Here is an 18,782-nt window from a genome sequence, read left to right on the forward strand (position 1 = left end):
TTAACATTTTATCCGGTTGAGAAATTTTTTTAGCAAAATTAGGCACCTCTTTTTATTTAATTAGTTTCAATGTGGCATGACATCGTCTTTTAGATTGCCAGACAATCACGCTTTTCATGTAATCCTTATAAATTTTAACATCTTTCCGCTTATTTTACAAAAAAATCTGAGATAAGTGCTATAATGAAGTGGAAAATACGGAAATATAGGGGGATTATGATGGCAAAAAACTATGCGTTAATATGGGATTTAGATTCTATTTATTCAGGCGGAAGTGGCTCTGAAGCTCTGGCTAATGCGCTTTCTGACACAACAAAAGATATCGCGTCATTTAAACAAGCAGTCCAGGATTGGCCGATTCCAGAAAATAACGAGGCGGTCAGTGAATTTTTACTTTTAATCAATCGAAATGCAGAAATCACAAAACAACTGATGAACGCAGCGGCTTTTCTGGAATGTTTATCCTCGGCCGACACGCGTGATTTGAAGGCTGTCGAATTGACCGGTGGCGTATACCAACAATTGGCAGAATTAGAAACTATTGAAAACGAGTGGCATGAGAAATTCGCCTTAATTCCAGACGTTCTATGGGCTTCACTGCTTGCAGAAAACGGCTTGAGCGAAATCGCCTTTGTATTGAATGAAGCGCGCGAAAATCGCAAAGAAAAAAGGAACACGGGAAGAAGAGGCCGTGATTAATGCATTGAATGTGGACGGTTACCGTGGCTGGTCCGATCATTATGATACAGTCGTAGCAACGATTCGTGTCCCTGTTGTCGTCGATGGCGAGGAAAAATTAGTCTCCGCTGGTCAAGCCTTGAACTTATTGAGCCATCCTGATCGTGCCGTTCGTGTCGCTGTATTTGAAGCGTATGGTAAAGCTTGGCAGGAAAAATCACAACTATTCAGCGATACATTGAATCATCTAGCAGGTTTCCGTCTCGCCGTTTATCGGACGCGTAACTGGGACAATGTTCTCGCGGAACCACTTGCAATCAATCGTCTAGACGAGAAAACATTGGCAACGATGTGGAACGTCATCGAAAAACATAAAGCAACGTTCGTTTCATTCTTGAATCGCAAAGCACAACTATTCGGCATCGACAAATTAAGTTTTCATGATGTCTTTGCACCCCTGACACTTGATTCTGAGCCGAAAAAATATACGTACCAAGAAGGCGCAGATTTCATTCTGACGCAATTTGCTAAATTCAGCCCAAAAATGGCTAGTTTTGCGAAACATGCATTTGAACAGCAATGGATTGAGGCAGAAGATCGTGATAATAAGCGGCCTGGTGGCTTCTGTACCGATATTCCACTGGAGAAAGAAAGCCGGATTTTCATGACGTATGACGGCGCTCCTGGAACAGTCGCAACACTAGCACACGAACTGGGCCACGCTTTCCACTCGCACGTTATCCGCGATGAACCTTTCGAAAATACGAATTATGCGATGAACGTAGCTGAAACCGCGTCAACTTTTGCTGAAATGATTATCGCGGACGCTTCCGTTAAAGAAGCCGCTACAAAAGAAGAAAAGATCATTCTATTAGAAGATAAAATCGGACGCAGCATCGCCTTTTTCATGGACATACGCGCTCGTTTCTTATTCGAAACACGTTTTTACGAAGCTCGCAAAGAAGGTCTTGTTTCTGCGGATCGCCTAAATACATTAATGGAAGATGCGCAACGAGAAGCCTTCCAAGATGCATTATCCGAGTACCACCCACAATTCTGGTCTTCCAAATTACATTTTTATATTGCCGACGTGCCGTTTTACAACTTCCCATACACATTTGGCTATTTGTTCTCATTAGGCATTTATCACCAGGCACTCGCAGAAGGAAGCGGCTACGAAGACAAGTACATCGCCTTATTGCAAGACACTGGCGCCATGACAACCGAACAACTCGCTCAAAAACATCTAGGTATCGATTTAACAAAACCCGATTTCTGGGAAGGCGCGCTGGAAATTGCGGTTGGTGACGTCGAAGAATTCCTGAATTTAACAAATGATTTAGTATGACAGCAACGCCCGCTAATCACAAAGCGGGCGTTTTTTCATGACAATTGTTCTACCATTTTCACAACACAAGACGACGAATTCTTTGCCGCTGTCACTAAAAACTCATCAAAAGAAACACTAGCCTCACTATCCGCCACGTCTGAAAGCGCTCGGATAATCAAAAACGGCACGTTAAACTGATGCGCCACCTGTGCAATCGCGCAAGCTTCCATTTCCACCGCTTTTACCTCTGGGAAGAAAGTCGTAATCAATTCCCGTTGATCTGGCCGGTGGATAAAAGAATCCGTCGTCACCACAAGCCCGTAGACCGCCTTGTTCCCCTCTGAGAAGTTTTCTTGGTAGATTTGCTGTGCCAAGCGCATCGCCTCTTCATCGCCCTGATAGAGTGCCGGCATTTGAGGTACTTGCCCGTATGTATAACCAAAAGCCGTTGCATCCACATCCCCATACGCCAAATGATCTGAAATAATCACATCTCCAACTTCCAATTCCGCACCGATACCTCCAGCTGAGCCTGTATTAATGATTAACGAAATATCATAATGATCGCATAAAAGCGTCGTCGATAAGGCCGCATTTACTTTCCCAATGCCAGATTTCAACAAGACAATCTCCTTTCCAACCAACATTCCTGTATAGAAAACAGCTCCTGCTATCGTCGTTTCCTCCAGTCCAACCATCTGTTCCCGTAAAATTGTCACTTCTTCTTCCATTGCACCGATAATTGCTATTTTCCCCATTTCCTATCATTCCTTCCCTTTAAAAAAACTGCGTTCGAAGTGGATAAACCATCCGAAACACAGTCTTATCAGTTTCTTTTATCATTCGTTTTGAGTACTTCTACTTTTGTCGGTTGCCATCCAGCTCCATCGACCCAAGTAACATATACTCGGAAAGCTTTATCTGGATCAGATTTTGTTGAAATCGTTCCAATTGATTGTGTTGCAGGCTCTTCACCGCGACCGACATACCAAATCGTCATGTCACCATTATCAATACCTGTCGCCTCAGAAAATGCGTTCACTTTCTCATCCCAATCCTGACTATCCATTTCATAAGAGTTCACGTGATCGCCTTTTTGTTCCGTCCCAACAGCTTTCCAATCTTTTGTAATGACTTCTGACACATTAGGATCATCGCTGGTCTCCGTCGTTTGCTCTTTCGGTTTCTCGGTGTCCTTCGCTTTCGAGTCATCCTTCTTCGCTTCATCCGCCTTTTGCGTTTGTTCCGTTTTAGGCTTTGTTTCTACTTTATCCGCCGAATCATCAGCTGTTAAAAAAAAAAACAAGCCATAAAACACCAACAATTGCCAAACTCATCAGTATGATTAAAACGTTCAAAGTGATACTCGTTCTTTTATGTTTACTATTTTGCTCAGAGCGTGATGCTTCCACATGATTTTGGGCACTGCGTCGCTGCTCTTCCTTTTGTGTTTTCTTGTCCATATATGCCACCACCTTACCTAGGTCAGCGAAGCGAGAACGGCTTATCTTCGTCGTTAAAGGCTCCGTTCCAGTGCTCACGTACACAAGTACGCTCCGCACCTGGTACTCGCCTTTGCCTAGAATATAAGCCGTTCTCGCTTCGCTGAGGTTTTGCGTTATTTTCTTGTACTGCGTTTGTTTAAGTTTTTATTTCGGCCCATCTTCGGCGCTAAAGGTTCCGTTCCAGTTTTCGCGTACGCAAGTACGCTTCCGCACCTGGTACTCGCCTTTGCCTAGAATATGAACCGTTCTCGCTTCGCTGAGGTTTTGTATTTATTCATTCCAGCATATTATGCGCTGATTTTTGTGATTTTGACGTTCATTTCGCCGCCTGGTGTTTGAATCGATACTTCGTCGCCTTCTTTGCAGCCTAGTAGGGCTTTGGCGATTGGTGAGTCATTGGAAATAAGGCCTTCGAACGGATCTGCTTCCGCGCTTCCTACGATGGTGTAGCTTTCTTCGTCTCCGTTTGGAAGTTCTTTGAAAGTAACGGTGTTTCCAAGTGCTACTTCACCGCTCGTGGCGCTGGCATCAATGATTTGCGCGCTACGAATCATGTTTTCAAGTGTTGTAATGCGGCCCTCTACGAAAGCTTGCTCGTCTTTTGCGGAATCGTACTCGGAGTTTTCCGAAAGATCGCCGAAGCTACGGGCAATTTTAATACGTTCTACTACTTCTTTACGTTTGACAGTTTTTAAATCGTTTAGTTCATTTTCTAATTTCGCTTTACCTTCTAATGTCATTGGAAATACTTTTTCTGTAGCCAAATTCTTTCTCTCCTTCATCTTTATGTTATTTGAAAAGCACGGAAGTTTGTTCTTTTCCGCGCCTCAACATGTATTTACTTTACGCCTGAAAGATTAACACGTTTCTCAGGGAATGTCCAGCAAATTTTTGTCCAATAGTGAAATTTTATCTTAATTCGCATGTAATTACAAGTCGTAGCGTCGCATTATCGGTTCATTTCGAGTATTGTCGCTACTTTTGTCGTCATTAAATCAATGGCAACCTTGTTCTCGCCGCCTTCTGGGATGATAATGTCGGCATATTTTTTCGTGGGTTCGATAAACTTCTGATACATCGGCTTCACCACGCCCAAATACTGTTCAATCACCGATTCCATTGTCCGGCCGCGTTCATTCACATCACGTACCATCCGTCGCAAAATCCGGATATCATCGTCTGTATCAACATAAACCTTGATATCCATTAGGTCACGCAACTTCGGATCTTCCAAAATTAGAATTCCTTCTAAAATGATGACTTCTTTCGGTTCTTGGTGAATAATCTCGCTAGAACGTGTATAAAGTTCATAATCATACACCGGTTTATCGATTGGCTCATAGCGCAATAATTGCTTGATATGACGAATCAAAAGGTCTGTGTCAAAGGCCAAGGGATGGTCATAATTCGTTTTTAAACGCTCCTCAAAAGCCATTTCTGCTTGATCTTTATAGTAAAAATCTTGCTCCAACATCAAAATCGAATGTCCTGTAAAATGATCGTAAATTGCCTTACTCACACTCGTTTTCCCCGAACCACTACCGCCCGTCACGCCCACTACTATCGGCTTTTTCTTCGTCACTTTGCGCCTTCCTTTCTGCGACTAATCGCAAGGCCATCCCCTAAAGGAACGGTCGTCGTAATGAAATCTGGATTTTGCAAAAGCCAATCATTGAATTCCCGCATTTTTCTAGAAACGCGTTGCTTCTGCTGTGCTCGCGGCGAGTCATGTAACGCCAATCCTTTGAAAAGCACATTATCGCTGTAGATCACGCCACCCGGAGCCAATTTGTCGATGTAGACGTTGAAAAATTTAGCGTATTGGGCTTTTGCAGCATCGATGAAAATCGCGTCAAAATTCTCCTTTTCTAGCACAATCGAGCTATCTTCCAAGGCATCCATGAGGAGAACCTCAATCCGGTCCTCTGCGCCAAATGTGTGGACATTGTGCCAAGCTCGGTCATAACGCACTTCATCGCGCTCCATTGTGACAATATGTACATCAGGCAACGCATCTGCCATCCGTAATGCCGAATAACCAATCGCTGTTCCAATTTCCAAAATTCGCTTCGGCTGTTGAATTTGCATAATTTGTAACATAAAATGCATCGAGTCCACTTCCATAATCGGTACTTCGTGTTCCGCTGCATAAGCTTCCAATTCCATGAAGAACGGCTTGCGCTCTGGAATATGTGAAAGCAAATAATTATGAATTAACGTATCGTTCACTGCTCTAATTCCCCTTTAACAGACCAATGATAAGCGCCTGTTCTCAGCCTTCAAGGCCAAAAACAAACGCTTATCGTGTCTATTTATTGATTATTTGTAATATGTTCTTCTTTTAAGTTATTATGCTCTTCTAAACGTTTTGGAAAAATAAACCTGCCCTGTTTTTGTATTCGCTAAGAAGTAAAGATACTCCGTTTTTTCTGGATGCAATGTGGCTTCCATCGATGTTTCTCCACTATTTGAAATCGGGCCTGGTGGCAAGCCTTTATTTTTGTACGTATTGTACGGCGAATCCACTTTTAAATCTTCATACATCGTACGCGATTTATGTTTACCGAGCGCATAAAGCACTGTTGGATCCGTCTGTAGCGGCATGCTTTCTTTCAAGCGATTATAAAAAACACTTGAAATTTTGCTACGATCGACATTTGCCGTTGCTTCTTTTTCAATGAGGGAGGACATCGTTAAGAAATGATGCACCGACATTTTTTTGTTTCGTGAGTTCCGGCTTGTATTTGGCGATATTGGCATCTGTCGCTTTGACCATGTCGCTTACCATCGCTTTAATATCCGTTTTGCCTGTAAATTCATACGTTGCCGGGTATAGATAACCTTCTAGCGGATGCTTGATATTAGCCGCTAACACGTCTCTTGTAACCGTATCTGGATAGGCCGTCATCAATTCATTAACAAACGCTTTATCATCCATTACTTTTAAAATATCTGCTTTTTTCAATTCAGGTTTATAAGCTACCATTCGATCCGCGATTTGATCTAAGGAGTACCCTTCTGGAATCACAAGTCTGGATGGAGCAATCACTTGACCTTTTTTCAATTCATTGACAACTTGCTCAACAGTCATCGATGGACTCAATTTATATTTTCCCGCTTTTAAGTTCGTCTCATTTTTATATTTCACATAGTACGTAAAAATCATACTACTATTAATCACGTTATTTTCTTGAAGAATATCGCCAATTTCCGATACCTTAGAGCCTTTAGGAATATCTACAATAATCGATTCCTTGCTCGATGCATTGACAGCTTGGAGTTGCGAATCCACATAGAAGTAGCCCCCGACAGTCAACACAACCAGTACCGCGGCAACACTTGAAATAATAATCGTGATCATTTTGCTTTTGGATTTTTTCATATCTAAACCTCTTTCATTCGTCTATGCAAAACATTTCCCTATCTATTATAACGGTAATCACTACCATAGTTCAACCACATTCGGCAAAAAATATAAATTCGTGACGTTTTCGACAAATTTAGTTATACTAAGGAAGCATCGTTAAACGGTTCAATCCAAACGAAAGAAGGCTATCTATGTTACATTCCATTATTGAAGCCCTGCAAAATTTCGTCATGACCTTAATCGACCTATTCGGACACTGGGGCATCTTCTGGGCGATGGTCATCGAAAGCGTCTGTATCCCGCTTCCAAGCGAAGTTGTCATGCTATTCGGTGGTTTCATGGCCGAAGCAGGCGACCTGAACTTCTGGCTCGTCGTTATAGCAGGCATCGCAGGAAACCTCGTTGGCTCCCTAATCGCCTACTACATCGGCAAATTTGGCGGCCGAGCCCTCGTTTTAAAATTTGGAAAATACATCTTTCTAAATGTCGGGCATCTGGACCTAGCCGAAAATTGGTTTCAAAAATACGGCGCATCCGCAGTGTTCTTCGGCCGCATCCTGCCCGTCATCCGAACTTTCATATCACTACCAGCCGGCATTGCAAACATGAACATTTGGAAATTTGTCACGTATACGATCTTAGGCTGCATCCCTTGGAATATTTTCCTAACCTACTTAGGCTACAAACTGGGGGCCAATTGGAGCGTGGTCGAACAATATACCCGCCCTATTAGCTATGCCATGCTAGCTCTTCTAGTGGTAATTGTTGTGTGCTTAATCGTGAAGATAGTAAAAAAAACGCAAACCAACGGCATAAAAGAAGAAGCTGGGAATTAGGCACTTAATTGCGCTAACTCCCAGCTTCTTTCGTTTAATCGACAAATTGTACTTCATAAGCAAAACCAGGTTCTTCGAACTAACACCAAACGATGCTATGAAATCGCAGAACCTCAGAGGGCGTAAAAATGCGTAGATGCTAGGCAAAGTCGAGTACCGAAGCGGAACGTACTTTCGTACGTGAGCATCGGAGCACAGACTTTAACGACGCAGATGCGCGTTTTTACGCCCTCTGAAAGATTTATTCGGCGTCTTCGTCTTCTAGGAATGTCGCTAGTACTTCTTCGATCATATCCCATTCTTCTTCTGTTTCCACAGGTTTTAACTCGCCTTGTGTGCCATCTTCGTTTTCAATGAAAGAAGACGCTTGTAATTCGATTTCTTCCTCGTCTTCTGCGCTTTCTGGATAATAAAGGACGTAAGATTTCTCAAACTCATCGGAATTGAACGAGAATAGGACTGCGTAAAGCTCCTCGTTACCGTCTTCGTCTACTACTGTGATATGTTCGTGATCATGTTCATGATTTTCTGTCATAATGGACACCTCTTTTAATTAATTATTTGAATCTAAATAAGACTGCAATATCATAACCGCTGCAAGCTTATCAATGACTTTCTTACGCTTCTTACGGCTAACATCAGCTTCAAGCAACGTCCGTTCCGCTGCAGCAGTGGTCAATCGCTCATCCCATAAAACTACAGGTATTCCAGTGCGATTTTCCAATACTTCCGCATACTTTTCAGATGCTTCTGCACGTTCACCGACCGTATTATTCATATTTTTTGGCCAACCTACTACAATTTTTGTAACATTGTACTCTGCTGCGAGCTCTTTCACGCGATCGTAGCCAAATTGCTTCGCGCGTTCGTTTATCGTGATTGTCTCAATGCCCTGTGCGGTCCAGCCTAGCTCATCACTAATGGCTACACCAACAGTCACCGAGCCAACGTCTAATCCCATTGTTCTCATTTGTCACCAATCTTATTGTTTTTTAGGTACGCCTTTACTAATTCTTCGATAATCTCATCGCGCTCTAGACGGCGGATCAAATTACGAGCATCGTTATGGCGCGGAATATAAGCTGGATCACCAGAGAGCAAATAACCAACAATCTGATTAATCGGGTTATATCCTTTTTCTTCTAGGGCAACATATACTTTCTCCATCAGAATTTTGACATCTTCTTCAATCGAATCGTCGCCAAAACTATAAAACATTGTTTTATCAGAAGCCATTTTGATCAGCACCTCTTTCCCATTGTTATCGCTATTGTCCACATTTCATTTTACACTAAGTCGCGAAAAATAACAAAGAAGATGCTAGACCAATTGTTTAAAGTTTTTTGTTGTCTAATCCTACCATGACTTGTAACGGTAAACGTTAGCGGAGCCAGAAATGATTAATTCCTAGACAAAAGTCTACACCGGAGCGGAGCTTTTAACGACGGAAGTGACCGTTTCTCGCTTCACTGAGCGATTTATTGTTGAAGGGAAACCCATTCTGTTGCATACGCAAGTGCATCTGCTAGTTTTTCTGGGTCTTTTCCGCCTGCTTGGGCTGTGTCTGGGCGTCCGCCACCGTTTCCACCGCAACGTGTCGCGATTTCTTTTAGTAATTTACCTGCGTGGTACCCTTCTTTAATAAGGTCTTCAGAGACAGCTGAGATGAGGCTTACTTTATCGTCATGGGCTGCGCCAAGAACTAAAATGCCGCTTGCTTTTGTTTCTTTCCAGTTGTCCATATATTGGCGTAACTGATTCATGTCTTTCGCGTTTACTTGTTTCGCGATGACTGCTACGCCACCAATATCTTCTGGATTGCTGAAAATATCTGCGCTTGCTGCATTTGCTAGTTTTGAAAGTAGAGATTCGTTTTCGCGTTTTATTTCGCGCATTTCTTGATGCAATTGTTCTACTTTTTGTGGTGCTTCTTTTGGTGTCGTTTTAAGCAAGTGCGCTGTTTCTTTTAGGTAGTGTTCTTGTTGGTTCAGGAAACGGTATGCGGACTCGCCAGTGACTGCTTCAATACGGCGTGTTCCTGCTCCAATGCCGCTTTCGGAAATGATGTTGAAAAGTCCAATTTCGGAGGTGTTGCCTACGTGCAGACCTCCACAAAGTTCGATGCTGTAATCACCGATGCGGACAACGCGTACGACATCGCCGTATTTTTCGCCAAATAGAGCCATCGCGCCAAGTTCTTTCGCTTCTTTGATTGGCATTTCTTTGATATCTACTGCGAGTTGTTCCCAGATTTTGCGGTTAACGATGTGTTCCATTTTTTGCAATTCTGCGTCTGTAATTTGGCCAAAATGAGAGAAGTCAAAACGCAAGCGATTCGGTTCTACGAGCGAGCCGGCTTGGTTGACGTGATCGCCCAGTACGTCTTTTAACGCGCGGTGTAGTAAATGGGTTGCTGTGTGATTTTTCACGACACCGTAGCGGGAAGCTTTGTCTACTTCAAGCGTCACGTGATCGCCTTTGTTTAGACTACCCTCTTCGATACGCACTTCATGGATGTTTTGCTTGTTTGGTGTTTTTTGGACGTTCAATACTGCTGCGCTAAAACCAGATTTCTTAATCGTTCCTTGATCCGCGATTTGACCGCCACTTTCAGCGTAGAACGGTGTTTCTTTAAAAATCACTTGGACTTTATCGCCGCGTGATGCGCTTTCTGCTAAGCCACCGGATTTGATAATATAGAGAACTTCAGTTGCGACAGTCGTTGTTTCATAGCCTAAAAATGCACTTTTTTCAGTCAGGCTTGTTAAAAGCTCGGTTTGGACGCTCATGGATTTAACGTCAGCGCGCGCATTACGAGCACGATCGCGTTGTTTCGTCATTTCTGCTTCAAAGCCAGCGTGATCGACTGTTAAACCATTATCTTCCGCGTATTCTTCGGTCAGCTCCACCGGGAATCCGAATGTATCGTATAATTTGAAAATATCGGCACCGTTCATTTGACCAGAATCTTTTGCTGCCGCCATCATCTCTTCTAGAATCGCCAAACCTTCATTTAGCGTCTCATGGAAGCGCTCTTCTTCGGTGCGCACGATTTTTTTGAATGAATTCGGTTTGTTTTTCTACTTCTGGATAGTAGCTATTCATGATTTTGCCGACTACTGGCACAAGTTTATACATGAACGGCTCGTTGATATTTAAGTTTTTAGCGTAACGAACGGCACGGCGCAGCAAACGACGCAACACGTAGCCGCGGCCTTCGTTGGATGGTAAGGCACTATCACCGATTGCAAAAGCTACTGTACGCACATGGTCAGCGATAACTTTGAATGCTGTATCTGTTGCTGGATCTTGACCATATTTTTCACCAGAAATCGCCTCTACTTCGCGAATGATTGGCATGAATAGGTCTGTTTCGAAGTTCGTAGGCGCGTCTTGAATGATCGAAACCATCCGCTCCAAGCCCATCCCTGTATCAATGTTTTTCTTTGGAAGTGGTGTGTAGGTGCCATCTGCGTTGTGATTGAATTGCGAGAATACTAAGTTCCAAATTTCCAAATAGCGCTCGTTTTCGCCGCCTGGATAGAGTTCTGGATCTGTCGCATCGTTGCCATAAGCCTCCCCACGGTCGTAAAAAAATCTCGCTATCAGGACCACTTGGACCTTCGCCGATATCCCAGAAATTGTCCTCAATCGGCACAATATGATCGTCTGTCAAGCCAACTTTTTCCTTCCAAATCGTCTTCGCTTCTTCGTCTTCTGGATAAACCGTTACGTATAATTTATCAGGGTCAAAGCCAATCCATTGCGGACTCGTCAAAAATTCCCAAGCCCAAACAATCGCTTCTTCTTTAAAATATTCGCCTATTGAAAAATTACCCAGCATTTCGAAAAATGTGTGATGGCGCGCTGTTTTACCAACGTTTTCGATATCGTTTGTGCGGATTGATTTTTGTGCATTGGTAATACGTGGGTTGTCCGGAATCACGCTACCGTCGAAATATTTTTTCAATGTCGCAACACCACTATTAATCCATAGCAAAGATGCATCATTAATCGGCACGAGCGGCGCACTTGGCTCCACTTTATGGCCTTTTTCCTGGAAAAAATCAAGGAACATTTGTCTTACTTCAGCACTTGTTAGTTGTTTCATTTTATTTCCTCCTTTTTGGTTAGCGCGAGTATGAATACAAAACAAAAAGCCTCATATCATCTCGCAATACAGGGACGAATATGTTCGCGGTACCACCCTGTTTGCAATGATATAAGACTTGATCATTACCTCTTTAGAATCCTTAACGCGGGATAAGACGAAAAATAGTCGTAATGTGAGGTAGCACAGAAATCGCTGTCTCGTTTATGTTCTTCCAGCCATAGGAACATTTCTCTTGCAAACGGGCGTGTTTCTTTAAACTCACACTTATTTTTAGTTGTATGATACTTGAAATTATAAAGGATATAGTGGCTTATTGTCAAACTTTATTGAATGGACTTTATACAGCCATACGTTTTATAATGGGTGTATGATAAAAAATAGGGAGAGAAGATGATGAAATTGACGAAATATTGGATTGGTGTGGCTTCTTTGGACCATGTCGAATTAGGCGTGGAAGGTGGATTTTCTCAGTTGTGTCATGGGAAAGAAGCTCCGCTGAAACGGATGAAACCAGGGGATTGGTTGATTTATTATAGTCCGAAACAGGAACTTGATAGCGACGCGAAGTGCCAGTGTTTTACTGCGATTGGGCGTGTGAAGGGCGCGGATATTTATCCATTTGCGATGAGTGAGGCATTTGTGCCCTATCGTAAAGATATTGATTTTTTCCCTGATGCAAAACAAGTGCCTTTACATGCTATAACGCATCTAGAAGCGTGGCAAAAGTATCGTTCTTCTTTGCGTTATGGGCATTTTGAAATCGATAAGGATTTCTTTTTAGTAATTGCGGAGCGGATGGGTTTGCCGATGAAATATGAAACTTCGAAGGGTGTGATGAATGATGGTGAGTGATGTTTTGGTTGTGATTGATTTGCAAAACGGGGTGCATTCGGTGGATTATCCGTTAGCAAATTTGGAGCGTGTGTTGGATGGTGTGAATCAGCGGATTGCGATGTATCGGGATGCAGGGAAACCGGTGATTTTTGTTCAGCATGTGGATGAGGCATTGGTGATTGGAAATGATGCGTGGGCGTTGATGCCGGAATTGGATTGTCGACATGATGATATTTATGTGAATAAGACGCATGCGAATTCGTTTTTTAAGACGGAATTGCCGGCGATTCTTGCTAGTTTAGATGTGGAGAAGATTGAGTTTTGCGGCGCGCAGACGGAATATTGTGTGGATACGACGGTTCGATTTGCGCATGGATTGGGATTTGACAGCTATATGGTGCGCGGATTGCATACGACGGCGGATAGTGATTTGATGGATGCGGAAACGATTATGGCGCATCATGAGTCGCTTTGGGATAAGAGATTTTTGACATTTTTGTGATTAAAAATAAGCCCAATCAGATTCACGAAAGAATCTGATTGGGCTTATTTTATTTACTACCCTTAGACTGTTACCATTTGCTCTTTTACATCAAACTTACCGTTTTTCATCGTGATTTTCACATCGGAAACTTTCGCGATTTCTGGGTCATGCGTTACCATGACAACGCACTTCCCTTCTTTGTGCGCCAAGTCTTGGAATAGCGTCACGACTTCTTTACTCGTGCGTTCGTCGAGATTTCCTGTGGGTTCATCTGCTACGATTAACTCGGTTTCGCAACATAGGGCGCGGGCGATCGATACGCGTTGTTGTTGTCCTCCGCTTAATGTGAGGACTTTTTGGCGTGCCATTTTTTCGTCAATGCCGACTTTTGCGAGCATGTCGAGTGCGAATTGGCGCTTGTCTTTTTGATCTACATGCGTGATTTCCATTGCGGTTGTCACGTTTTGAAGTGCTGTCATGTAAGTCAGTAGGTTATAACTTTGGAACACGATGGAAACGTATTGATTGCGATATTTGTTGAGACCTATTTTTTTCAAGGACAGGCCTTTGTAGAAAATATCGCCGTCTTTTTGTGAATCTAGACCACCAGCGAGGGACAGGAAAGTGGTTTTTCCTGATCCCGAGCTGCCAACGACGGTGTAGAAAACGCCAGTCGCGAAGGTGTAGTTTATTTTATCGAGAATTGGATTATCATTTTGGTGGTAGGAATAGCTTACATCTGAGAATTCGAGAATTTTTGTCATAAAGGTCACGCTCCTATTCTTGTTTTGTTAAGATTGTTTTCGGATTCATACGTAAAATTAGGATGGATGGGAGTAATACGGAGATGAAGGCTATACCAACGCCGATACCGCCCATTTTCAACATATCTTCAAGGCTGACTTGGATATCCAGTGATTTGATTTCTGCTGTGTTGGATGTTAGGGATGAACCGAATCCTTGACCTGGTCCGCCGCCATTTCCGCCTGGCCCACCTTGGTTGCTCGTTGTGGATGTCGATTCGGATGCTGTTGCGTTTTGTTGGGTTAGTAGCTGGTTTCCAACGACTTGTGCTACGTAATGACTGCTCACCGCGGCAATTCCGAATGATAGCACCGCCACCACTAAAATTTCCACGAGGAACTGGCCGATTAGTTTGGAGCGTTTTTCACCGATGGCTAGTAACACGCCCATTTCGTATTTACGTTCGCGAATTTGCATCATAACAAGTAATGCCAAGATAAGTGCTCCCGCAATGGTTACGATATAGACAACGTTTTTCGAGAACGAAGCTACGTTGTTGATAGGTCCGATCATTTGTTGGTACGTCGCGTCATTGGCATCTAATTTGAATGTATCCCAATCCACCGCGCTTACTTTTTTAGCTTCTTTTTCAAAAGCCGTAATGTTTTCTGCGTCATCCATGAAGTAAACCGCGGAATCGACTGTGTCTTTTGCATCGCTGCCTTTGATTGTATTGGCAACTGTATATGGTACGTAAATTGTGTTATAAGGATTTAAGAATGAGAAATTCGCTGCTGCGTCACTTCCTGAATCGCTTGTTTTATAAATACCTTTGATTGTTAATTCTACAGTTGTAGCTTCGTCGCTGGATTGGATTTTAATTTTGTCCCCAACTTTAAGGTCATTGGCTTCTGCTAATGTTTTTTCGATCATGACAACGTTTTTACCGACGTCGCTTGCTGTAATGGCTTTCCCAGATACGAGTTTGTCAGTACCTGCTTTGAATGTCGTTGCTGTCGCGGAATCGAGTACGCCGGAAACTGTTAAGTCTGCTTGAACCATTTGCGGACGGCTAGAGTCGCTGCTATCATCTGCTGGTGCTTTATCGCCTGTTGTCGTTGTTGATGTGGAATCATCTGATTGTGATGTATCGCTCGATGATTTAATTGGATCAAAACCGGATGCTAATGCTTGGGTGTTTGAATAGAGATTGTAACCTGATACGTGATCAAGTGTGGCTAGCTTCTTCGCTGCTGCCACGGATACTGGTGTAGATTCAAACATTTTTGGTTTACTGCTAGTCGTGCTACTGCTTGATGATGAAGATTCTGTTTGCTGCGACTTCATTTGTTTTTCGCGGTCAACGCTTAAGGTCACGTCCCCACCTAGTTCTTGTCTTGCTAGCTCGCTTGCTTTATTTGCCGCGGATTGGATGGTGAATCCGGAAAGAATAAGTACGCACACGATTGTAAAAATAAATAATTGCAAAATGGTTCTTCCTTTTCTTGCTTTCATGCTCAGTAATGCTCGTTTGATAAAATTCATATCGTTTCCTCCATTTCGTCTTGCTCTTTCTATAGATTAGCCTTAAGTTATGAAAAAGTTGTGAACAAACTGTGTGCGGTATTTTAAACTTTTGCTAAAAACATTATTTAACTTGATTTTGTTATGAATATAGTCTAATTTTAAGGGAGAGCTTTAATGAGAGAGAGGCAAAAACGATGAAATTATTAATGATAGAAGATAACGTCAGTGTTTGTACGATGATTGAGATGTTTTTTATGAAGGAAAAGATAGACGCCACGTTTGTGCATGATGGTTTGGAAGGTTTTGAGACATTTGGTAAGGAAGATTGGGATATCGTGATTATCGATTTGATGTTGCCGGGAATGGATGGCATGACGATTTGCCATAAAATTCGTGAGACGAGCGATGTGCCAATTATTATTTTGACGGCGAAGGAATCGGAGTCAGATCAGGTTCTGGGACTTGAAATTGGTGCGGACGATTATGTGACGAAGCCGTTTAGTCCACTCACGTTGATGGCGCGGATCAAGGCTGTGACACGTCGCAAAGGGCAAAACGCTGATGCGACAAAACCTGCGGACGACGATATTTTAGAAACGAAATATTTCAAAATTAGTAAAAAAACTAGGGAAATGTATTTTGAGGGGCGGTTACTCGAGGCTTTGACGCCGAAGGAATTTGATTTGTTATACTTCTTGATGCAGCATCCACGCCAGGTTTTTTCGCGAGAACAGTTATTAGAACAGGTTTGGGGTTACCAATTTTATGGAGATGAGCGTACGGTGGACGTGCATATCAAACGATTGCGGCAGAAAATCGCGACCGAAGACCACCCGTTTCTTCATACCATATGGGGCGTCGGCTATAAATTCGATGAAACGGAATGATACGTATGAAATTTAAATACTTTTATCAGCTTTTTTTGACACAGTTTATTATTTTGTTTATCGCCTGTTTGATGATTGGGTTGCTGATTTCGCATTTTATGAAGGATTATTTGTATGAAGCGCAAGTTTCTGATTTGACGGCGTATGGGGAAGAAATTTCGAAAGATGTGCAAAACATGTCTAGCCATGAAACTGGAAATCCTGTTTTGCAGACGTATCAGCAGATTTTAGGCGTGAAGAATATCCATTACGTGATTTTCGATGACACAGCTGCGATTATATATCCGCAAACGCATCGCCCGCTTCCCCCCGATTTCCATTTAAAAACGGACGAATGGAAGGAGTTGCAGGAAGGCAAGACAGTTTCGACATTGGTGGATACGCGCTTTACTGACCAATTGACGCGCGTGAGTATTCCGATTGAAAAAAATGGCGAATTTGCCGGTGGAATCATGCTCACCTCACCAATTAGTGGCACCGAGAAAGTCATCGGCAAAATTAATTGGTACGTTTTCTACACGATTCTCATTTCGATTACGATCGCCCTGATTTTGAGCGCGATTATTGCAAAACTACAAGTGAACCGCTTCCGCAAGCTAAGTTCGGCGACGAAAGAAGTCATTAAGGGCAATTATAGTGTGCGTTTGAAGGAAAGTTCAATCGATGAGATTGGCGCGCTGGCCGGTGATTTTAACAAGATGACGCAGACGCTGGAAGAATCCGCGATTGAGATTGAGCGCCAAGAAAAGCGCCGCCGCCAGTTTATCGCCGATGTTTCCCATGAAATGCGGACGCCACTCACGACGATTAGCGGTTTGACAGAAGGTTTAGTCAACGATATTATTCCAAAAAGCGAGACAGATCGCTGTATTGCGTTGATTGATACCGAGGCACGGCGCTTGGCAAGGCTTGTGAATGAGAATCTCGATTATGAGCGTATTCGTTCGAATCAGATTCAGCTGCATAAAACGACTTTCGCCGCACATGAATTTTTAGATATTATCAAGGATCAACTGCAACTAACCGCGGAAGATAAAGGCGATAGGATTATTGTTGATACGCGAGAATCCGTTCAAATTTTTGCAGACTACGACCGATTGATGCAAGTTTTCATCAATATCGTGAAAAACAGCATCCAGTTTACCGAAAACGGCACGATTACCCTTTCGGCGAGGCAGGAATATAAAGAAACGATTTTCGAGATTAGCGATACTGGAATTGGCATGGATGAATCCGAAGTCGAGCAGATTTGGGATCGCTTCTACAAAGCCGATATGTCACGGACGAGCACAAAGTTCGGCGAATCCGGCATTGGGCTGTCGATTGTGAAGCAGTTGATTAGCTATCATGATGGTGAGGTCAGCGTGCATAGCATGGCTGGTGAAGGAACTACATTTACGATTAAATTGCCATTTTTTGCGGATAATGACGGTGACAAATAAAAAAGCAAATAGGCTGATTGAGATAATAACTACATTCTCAACCAGCCTATTAATATTTATTAGTCAAATTCCTTTTTTTCGTTTATACTCAACCTAGTCTTGTTTCCTACATCCACGAAATCATATTTAAAGCCATAAAAAAAATGCCAACCTTTTAAGAAATCGCATCTTCAGCCACTTTTTCATTTCAATAATGCTCCTGACTATAATTTTTTATATCAATGTTTACTTTTCCAATAAAAAAACATATCTCTAGATCACAAAACTATTCCAAATCCTATTGGAATAAGTAATGGTTTTGCATGAGTGATTAAAAAGTAAATAACAAAAAAAAACGATAGCAACTGCCCAAATCCATAATCTTATTTCTTGATATGTTTGCGATTTATTATTAATCCTCATATTAAAAGCCTCCTTCCACATACAATTTTACATGATAAATAACTACATTTTGGGAGGTCATAATGTTAATTTCAAGATTAAATTATAAACTTTTAGACATATTTTAATGCGATAAACCAAAATTTTCTCCATAAAAAAAACGCCTCACCTATTTTTCAGGCAAGACGTAATTTCACTATTTCTCATTTCAATTTATCAACCGCTTCTTCCTCGGTAGCAACAAAATAAACTTGACTCCCCTTATTACTCTCATACATATAATCCTTAAAATTCTCACTATACATCGAAAAATCACCAACTATCGCCATTCTCAGCTGATATGTCACTAATTTTTGAAAAGCATCGCCTAGTAATCCTGTTTTGAGATCGAAAAACTCCTCTAAAACAGCGACTTTATCAACGATAATTTTATGATACGCCGTTTCATATTGCACACTCATCACAAAGTCCAACATCGACGCCGTATCTTTTATTATAACCTCATCACTTCTAACCCGAGCAATGCCCTCACTTTCCAATTTCTGAATCTCCATTTTCATGCCCCTTCCAACAGGTAAGACGTAAACTCGGCTTCACACAAATCGAGCGAAAGCGTTTGTATTCCTCAAGTTTGGTGGAAGCCGGAAGCGGAG

15 protein-coding genes and 4 pseudogenes are annotated in these 18,782 nt (G+C 42.4%); 6 read left to right on the top strand and 13 right to left on the bottom strand.

What is annotated here, in order from left to right:
• Positions 1-219 precede the first annotated feature (219 nt).
• Positions 220-2,026: pseudogene (locus PCORN_RS07910) on the top strand (M3 family oligoendopeptidase).
• Positions 2,027-2,061: 35 nt separating this feature from the next.
• Here the strand turns inward: PCORN_RS07910 and mtnN are convergent.
• The 6 genes and pseudogenes from mtnN to mltG all read right to left on the bottom strand — a co-directional run bounded on the left by mtnN (position 2,062) and on the right by mltG (position 6,895).
• Positions 2,062-2,766: a 5'-methylthioadenosine/S-adenosylhomocysteine nucleosidase gene (gene mtnN, locus PCORN_RS07915; protein ID WP_036079208.1), complete on the bottom strand. Its 705-nt coding sequence runs from the start codon at positions 2,764-2,766 to the stop codon at positions 2,062-2,064.
• A 68-nt stretch (positions 2,767-2,834) separates the two neighbouring features.
• Positions 2,835-3,471, bottom strand: a pseudogene (locus tag PCORN_RS07920) (YrrS family protein).
• Positions 3,472-3,800: 329 nt separating this feature from the next.
• Positions 3,801-4,277, bottom strand: a complete 477-nt coding sequence (gene greA, locus PCORN_RS07925) for a transcription elongation factor GreA (protein ID WP_036079210.1) — start codon at positions 4,275-4,277, stop codon at positions 3,801-3,803.
• Positions 4,278-4,462: 185 nt separating this feature from the next.
• Positions 4,463-5,095: a uridine kinase gene (gene udk, locus PCORN_RS07930; RefSeq protein ID WP_036079211.1), complete on the bottom strand. Its 633-nt coding sequence runs from the start codon at positions 5,093-5,095 to the stop codon at positions 4,463-4,465.
• Positions 5,092-5,742 (bottom strand): O-methyltransferase, encoded by a 651-nt coding sequence (locus PCORN_RS07935; protein ID WP_036079213.1) that lies wholly within the window; start codon positions 5,740-5,742, stop codon positions 5,092-5,094. The genes udk and PCORN_RS07935 overlap by 4 nt, the downstream gene beginning before the upstream one ends.
• Positions 5,743-5,825: 83 nt before the next feature.
• A pseudogene (mltG, locus tag PCORN_RS07940) lies at positions 5,826-6,895 on the bottom strand (endolytic transglycosylase MltG).
• 176 nt (positions 6,896-7,071) lie between these two features.
• On the opposite strand from mltG, the gene PCORN_RS07945 reads away from it, so the two are divergent.
• On the top strand, positions 7,072-7,716 hold the full coding sequence (locus tag PCORN_RS07945; protein WP_036079220.1) for a DedA family protein: 645 nt from the start codon (positions 7,072-7,074) through the stop codon (positions 7,714-7,716).
• 241 nt (positions 7,717-7,957) lie between these two features.
• Here the strand turns inward: PCORN_RS07945 and PCORN_RS07950 are convergent, their stop codons facing one another.
• The 4 genes and pseudogenes from PCORN_RS07950 to alaS form a co-directional block, all read right to left on the bottom strand.
• Positions 7,958-8,251, bottom strand: a complete 294-nt coding sequence (locus PCORN_RS07950) for a DUF1292 domain-containing protein (protein WP_036079223.1) — start codon at positions 8,249-8,251, stop codon at positions 7,958-7,960.
• 18 nt (positions 8,252-8,269) lie between these two features.
• A complete protein-coding gene (gene ruvX / locus PCORN_RS07955) occupies positions 8,270-8,686 on the bottom strand; it encodes a Holliday junction resolvase RuvX (RefSeq protein ID WP_036079225.1) in 417 nt (138 codons plus the stop codon).
• Positions 8,683-8,952, bottom strand: a complete 270-nt coding sequence (locus PCORN_RS07960) for an IreB family regulatory phosphoprotein (protein WP_036079227.1) — start codon at positions 8,950-8,952, stop codon at positions 8,683-8,685. Before PCORN_RS07960 ends, ruvX begins: the two co-directional genes overlap by 4 nt.
• Positions 8,953-9,194: 242 nt before the next feature.
• Positions 9,195-11,827: pseudogene (alaS, locus tag PCORN_RS07965) on the bottom strand (alanine--tRNA ligase).
• 393 nt (positions 11,828-12,220) lie between these two features.
• Between alaS and PCORN_RS07970 the strand changes: the two are divergent.
• Together PCORN_RS07970 and PCORN_RS07975 are read left to right on the top strand one after the other, a co-directional pair.
• The gene (locus tag PCORN_RS07970; protein ID WP_206537433.1) at positions 12,221-12,682 is read left to right on the top strand and encodes an EVE domain-containing protein; all 462 of its coding nucleotides are present in this window, start codon (positions 12,221-12,223) and stop codon (positions 12,680-12,682) included.
• Positions 12,669-13,166, top strand: a complete 498-nt coding sequence (locus PCORN_RS07975; RefSeq protein WP_241433122.1) for a cysteine hydrolase family protein — start codon at positions 12,669-12,671, stop codon at positions 13,164-13,166. The genes PCORN_RS07970 and PCORN_RS07975 overlap by 14 nt, the downstream gene beginning before the upstream one ends.
• Before the next feature lie 62 nt (positions 13,167-13,228).
• Here PCORN_RS07975 and PCORN_RS07980 read toward each other — a convergent pair whose 3' ends face one another.
• Both PCORN_RS07980 and PCORN_RS07985 read right to left on the bottom strand, forming a co-directional pair.
• Positions 13,229-13,912: an ABC transporter ATP-binding protein gene (locus PCORN_RS07980; protein ID WP_036079228.1), complete on the bottom strand. Its 684-nt coding sequence runs from the start codon at positions 13,910-13,912 to the stop codon at positions 13,229-13,231.
• A gap of 13 nt (positions 13,913-13,925) precedes the next feature.
• A complete protein-coding gene (locus tag PCORN_RS07985; protein ID WP_036079229.1) occupies positions 13,926-15,437 on the bottom strand; it encodes an ABC transporter permease in 1,512 nt (503 codons plus the stop codon).
• A 176-nt stretch (positions 15,438-15,613) separates the two neighbouring features.
• Here PCORN_RS07985 and pieR point away from each other — a divergent pair, with 176 nt between their 5' ends.
• Both pieR and pieS read left to right on the top strand, forming a co-directional pair.
• The gene (gene pieR, locus PCORN_RS07990; protein ID WP_036079230.1) at positions 15,614-16,306 is read left to right on the top strand and encodes a two component system response regulator PieR; all 693 of its coding nucleotides are present in this window, start codon (positions 15,614-15,616) and stop codon (positions 16,304-16,306) included.
• Positions 16,303-17,748, top strand: a complete 1,446-nt coding sequence (gene pieS / locus PCORN_RS07995; RefSeq protein ID WP_036079231.1) for a two component system sensor histidine kinase PieS — start codon at positions 16,303-16,305, stop codon at positions 17,746-17,748. Before pieR ends, pieS begins: the two co-directional genes overlap by 4 nt.
• 584 nt (positions 17,749-18,332) lie before the next feature.
• Here pieS and PCORN_RS08000 read toward each other — a convergent pair.
• A complete protein-coding gene (locus PCORN_RS08000) occupies positions 18,333-18,683 on the bottom strand; it encodes a DUF4180 domain-containing protein (protein WP_036079234.1) in 351 nt (116 codons plus the stop codon).
• Positions 18,684-18,782 lie beyond the last annotated feature (99 nt).

This window comes from Listeria cornellensis FSL F6-0969 (assembly GCF_000525855.1).
GTDB lineage: Bacteria > Bacillota > Bacilli > Lactobacillales > Listeriaceae > Listeria_A > Listeria_A cornellensis.

What these genes read in the sequence shown, in the direction of transcription:
- mtnN (WP_036079208.1), bottom strand. Translation starts at nt 2,766, where the DNA reads ATGGGGAAAATAGCAATTATCGGTGCAATGGAAGAAGAAGTGACAATT.
- PCORN_RS07945 (WP_036079220.1), top strand. Translation starts at nt 7,072, where the DNA reads ATGTTACATTCCATTATTGAAGCCCTGCAAAATTTCGTCATGACCTTA.
- PCORN_RS07950 (WP_036079223.1), bottom strand. Translation starts at nt 8,251, where the DNA reads ATGACAGAAAATCATGAACATGATCACGAACATATCACAGTAGTAGAC.
- ruvX (WP_036079225.1), bottom strand. Translation starts at nt 8,686, where the DNA reads ATGAGAACAATGGGATTAGACGTTGGCTCGGTGACTGTTGGTGTAGCC.
- PCORN_RS07960 (WP_036079227.1), bottom strand. Translation starts at nt 8,952, where the DNA reads ATGGCTTCTGATAAAACAATGTTTTATAGTTTTGGCGACGATTCGATT.
- PCORN_RS07970 (WP_206537433.1), top strand. Translation starts at nt 12,221, where the DNA reads ATGATGAAATTGACGAAATATTGGATTGGTGTGGCTTCTTTGGACCAT.
- PCORN_RS07975 (WP_241433122.1), top strand. Translation starts at nt 12,669, where the DNA reads ATGATGGTGAGTGATGTTTTGGTTGTGATTGATTTGCAAAACGGGGTG.
- PCORN_RS07980 (WP_036079228.1), bottom strand. Translation starts at nt 13,912, where the DNA reads ATGACAAAAATTCTCGAATTCTCAGATGTAAGCTATTCCTACCACCAA.
- PCORN_RS07985 (WP_036079229.1), bottom strand. Translation starts at nt 15,437, where the DNA reads ATGAATTTTATCAAACGAGCATTACTGAGCATGAAAGCAAGAAAAGGA.
- pieR (WP_036079230.1), top strand. Translation starts at nt 15,614, where the DNA reads ATGAAATTATTAATGATAGAAGATAACGTCAGTGTTTGTACGATGATT.
- pieS (WP_036079231.1), top strand. Translation starts at nt 16,303, where the DNA reads ATGATACGTATGAAATTTAAATACTTTTATCAGCTTTTTTTGACACAG.
- PCORN_RS08000 (WP_036079234.1), bottom strand. Translation starts at nt 18,683, where the DNA reads ATGGAGATTCAGAAATTGGAAAGTGAGGGCATTGCTCGGGTTAGAAGT.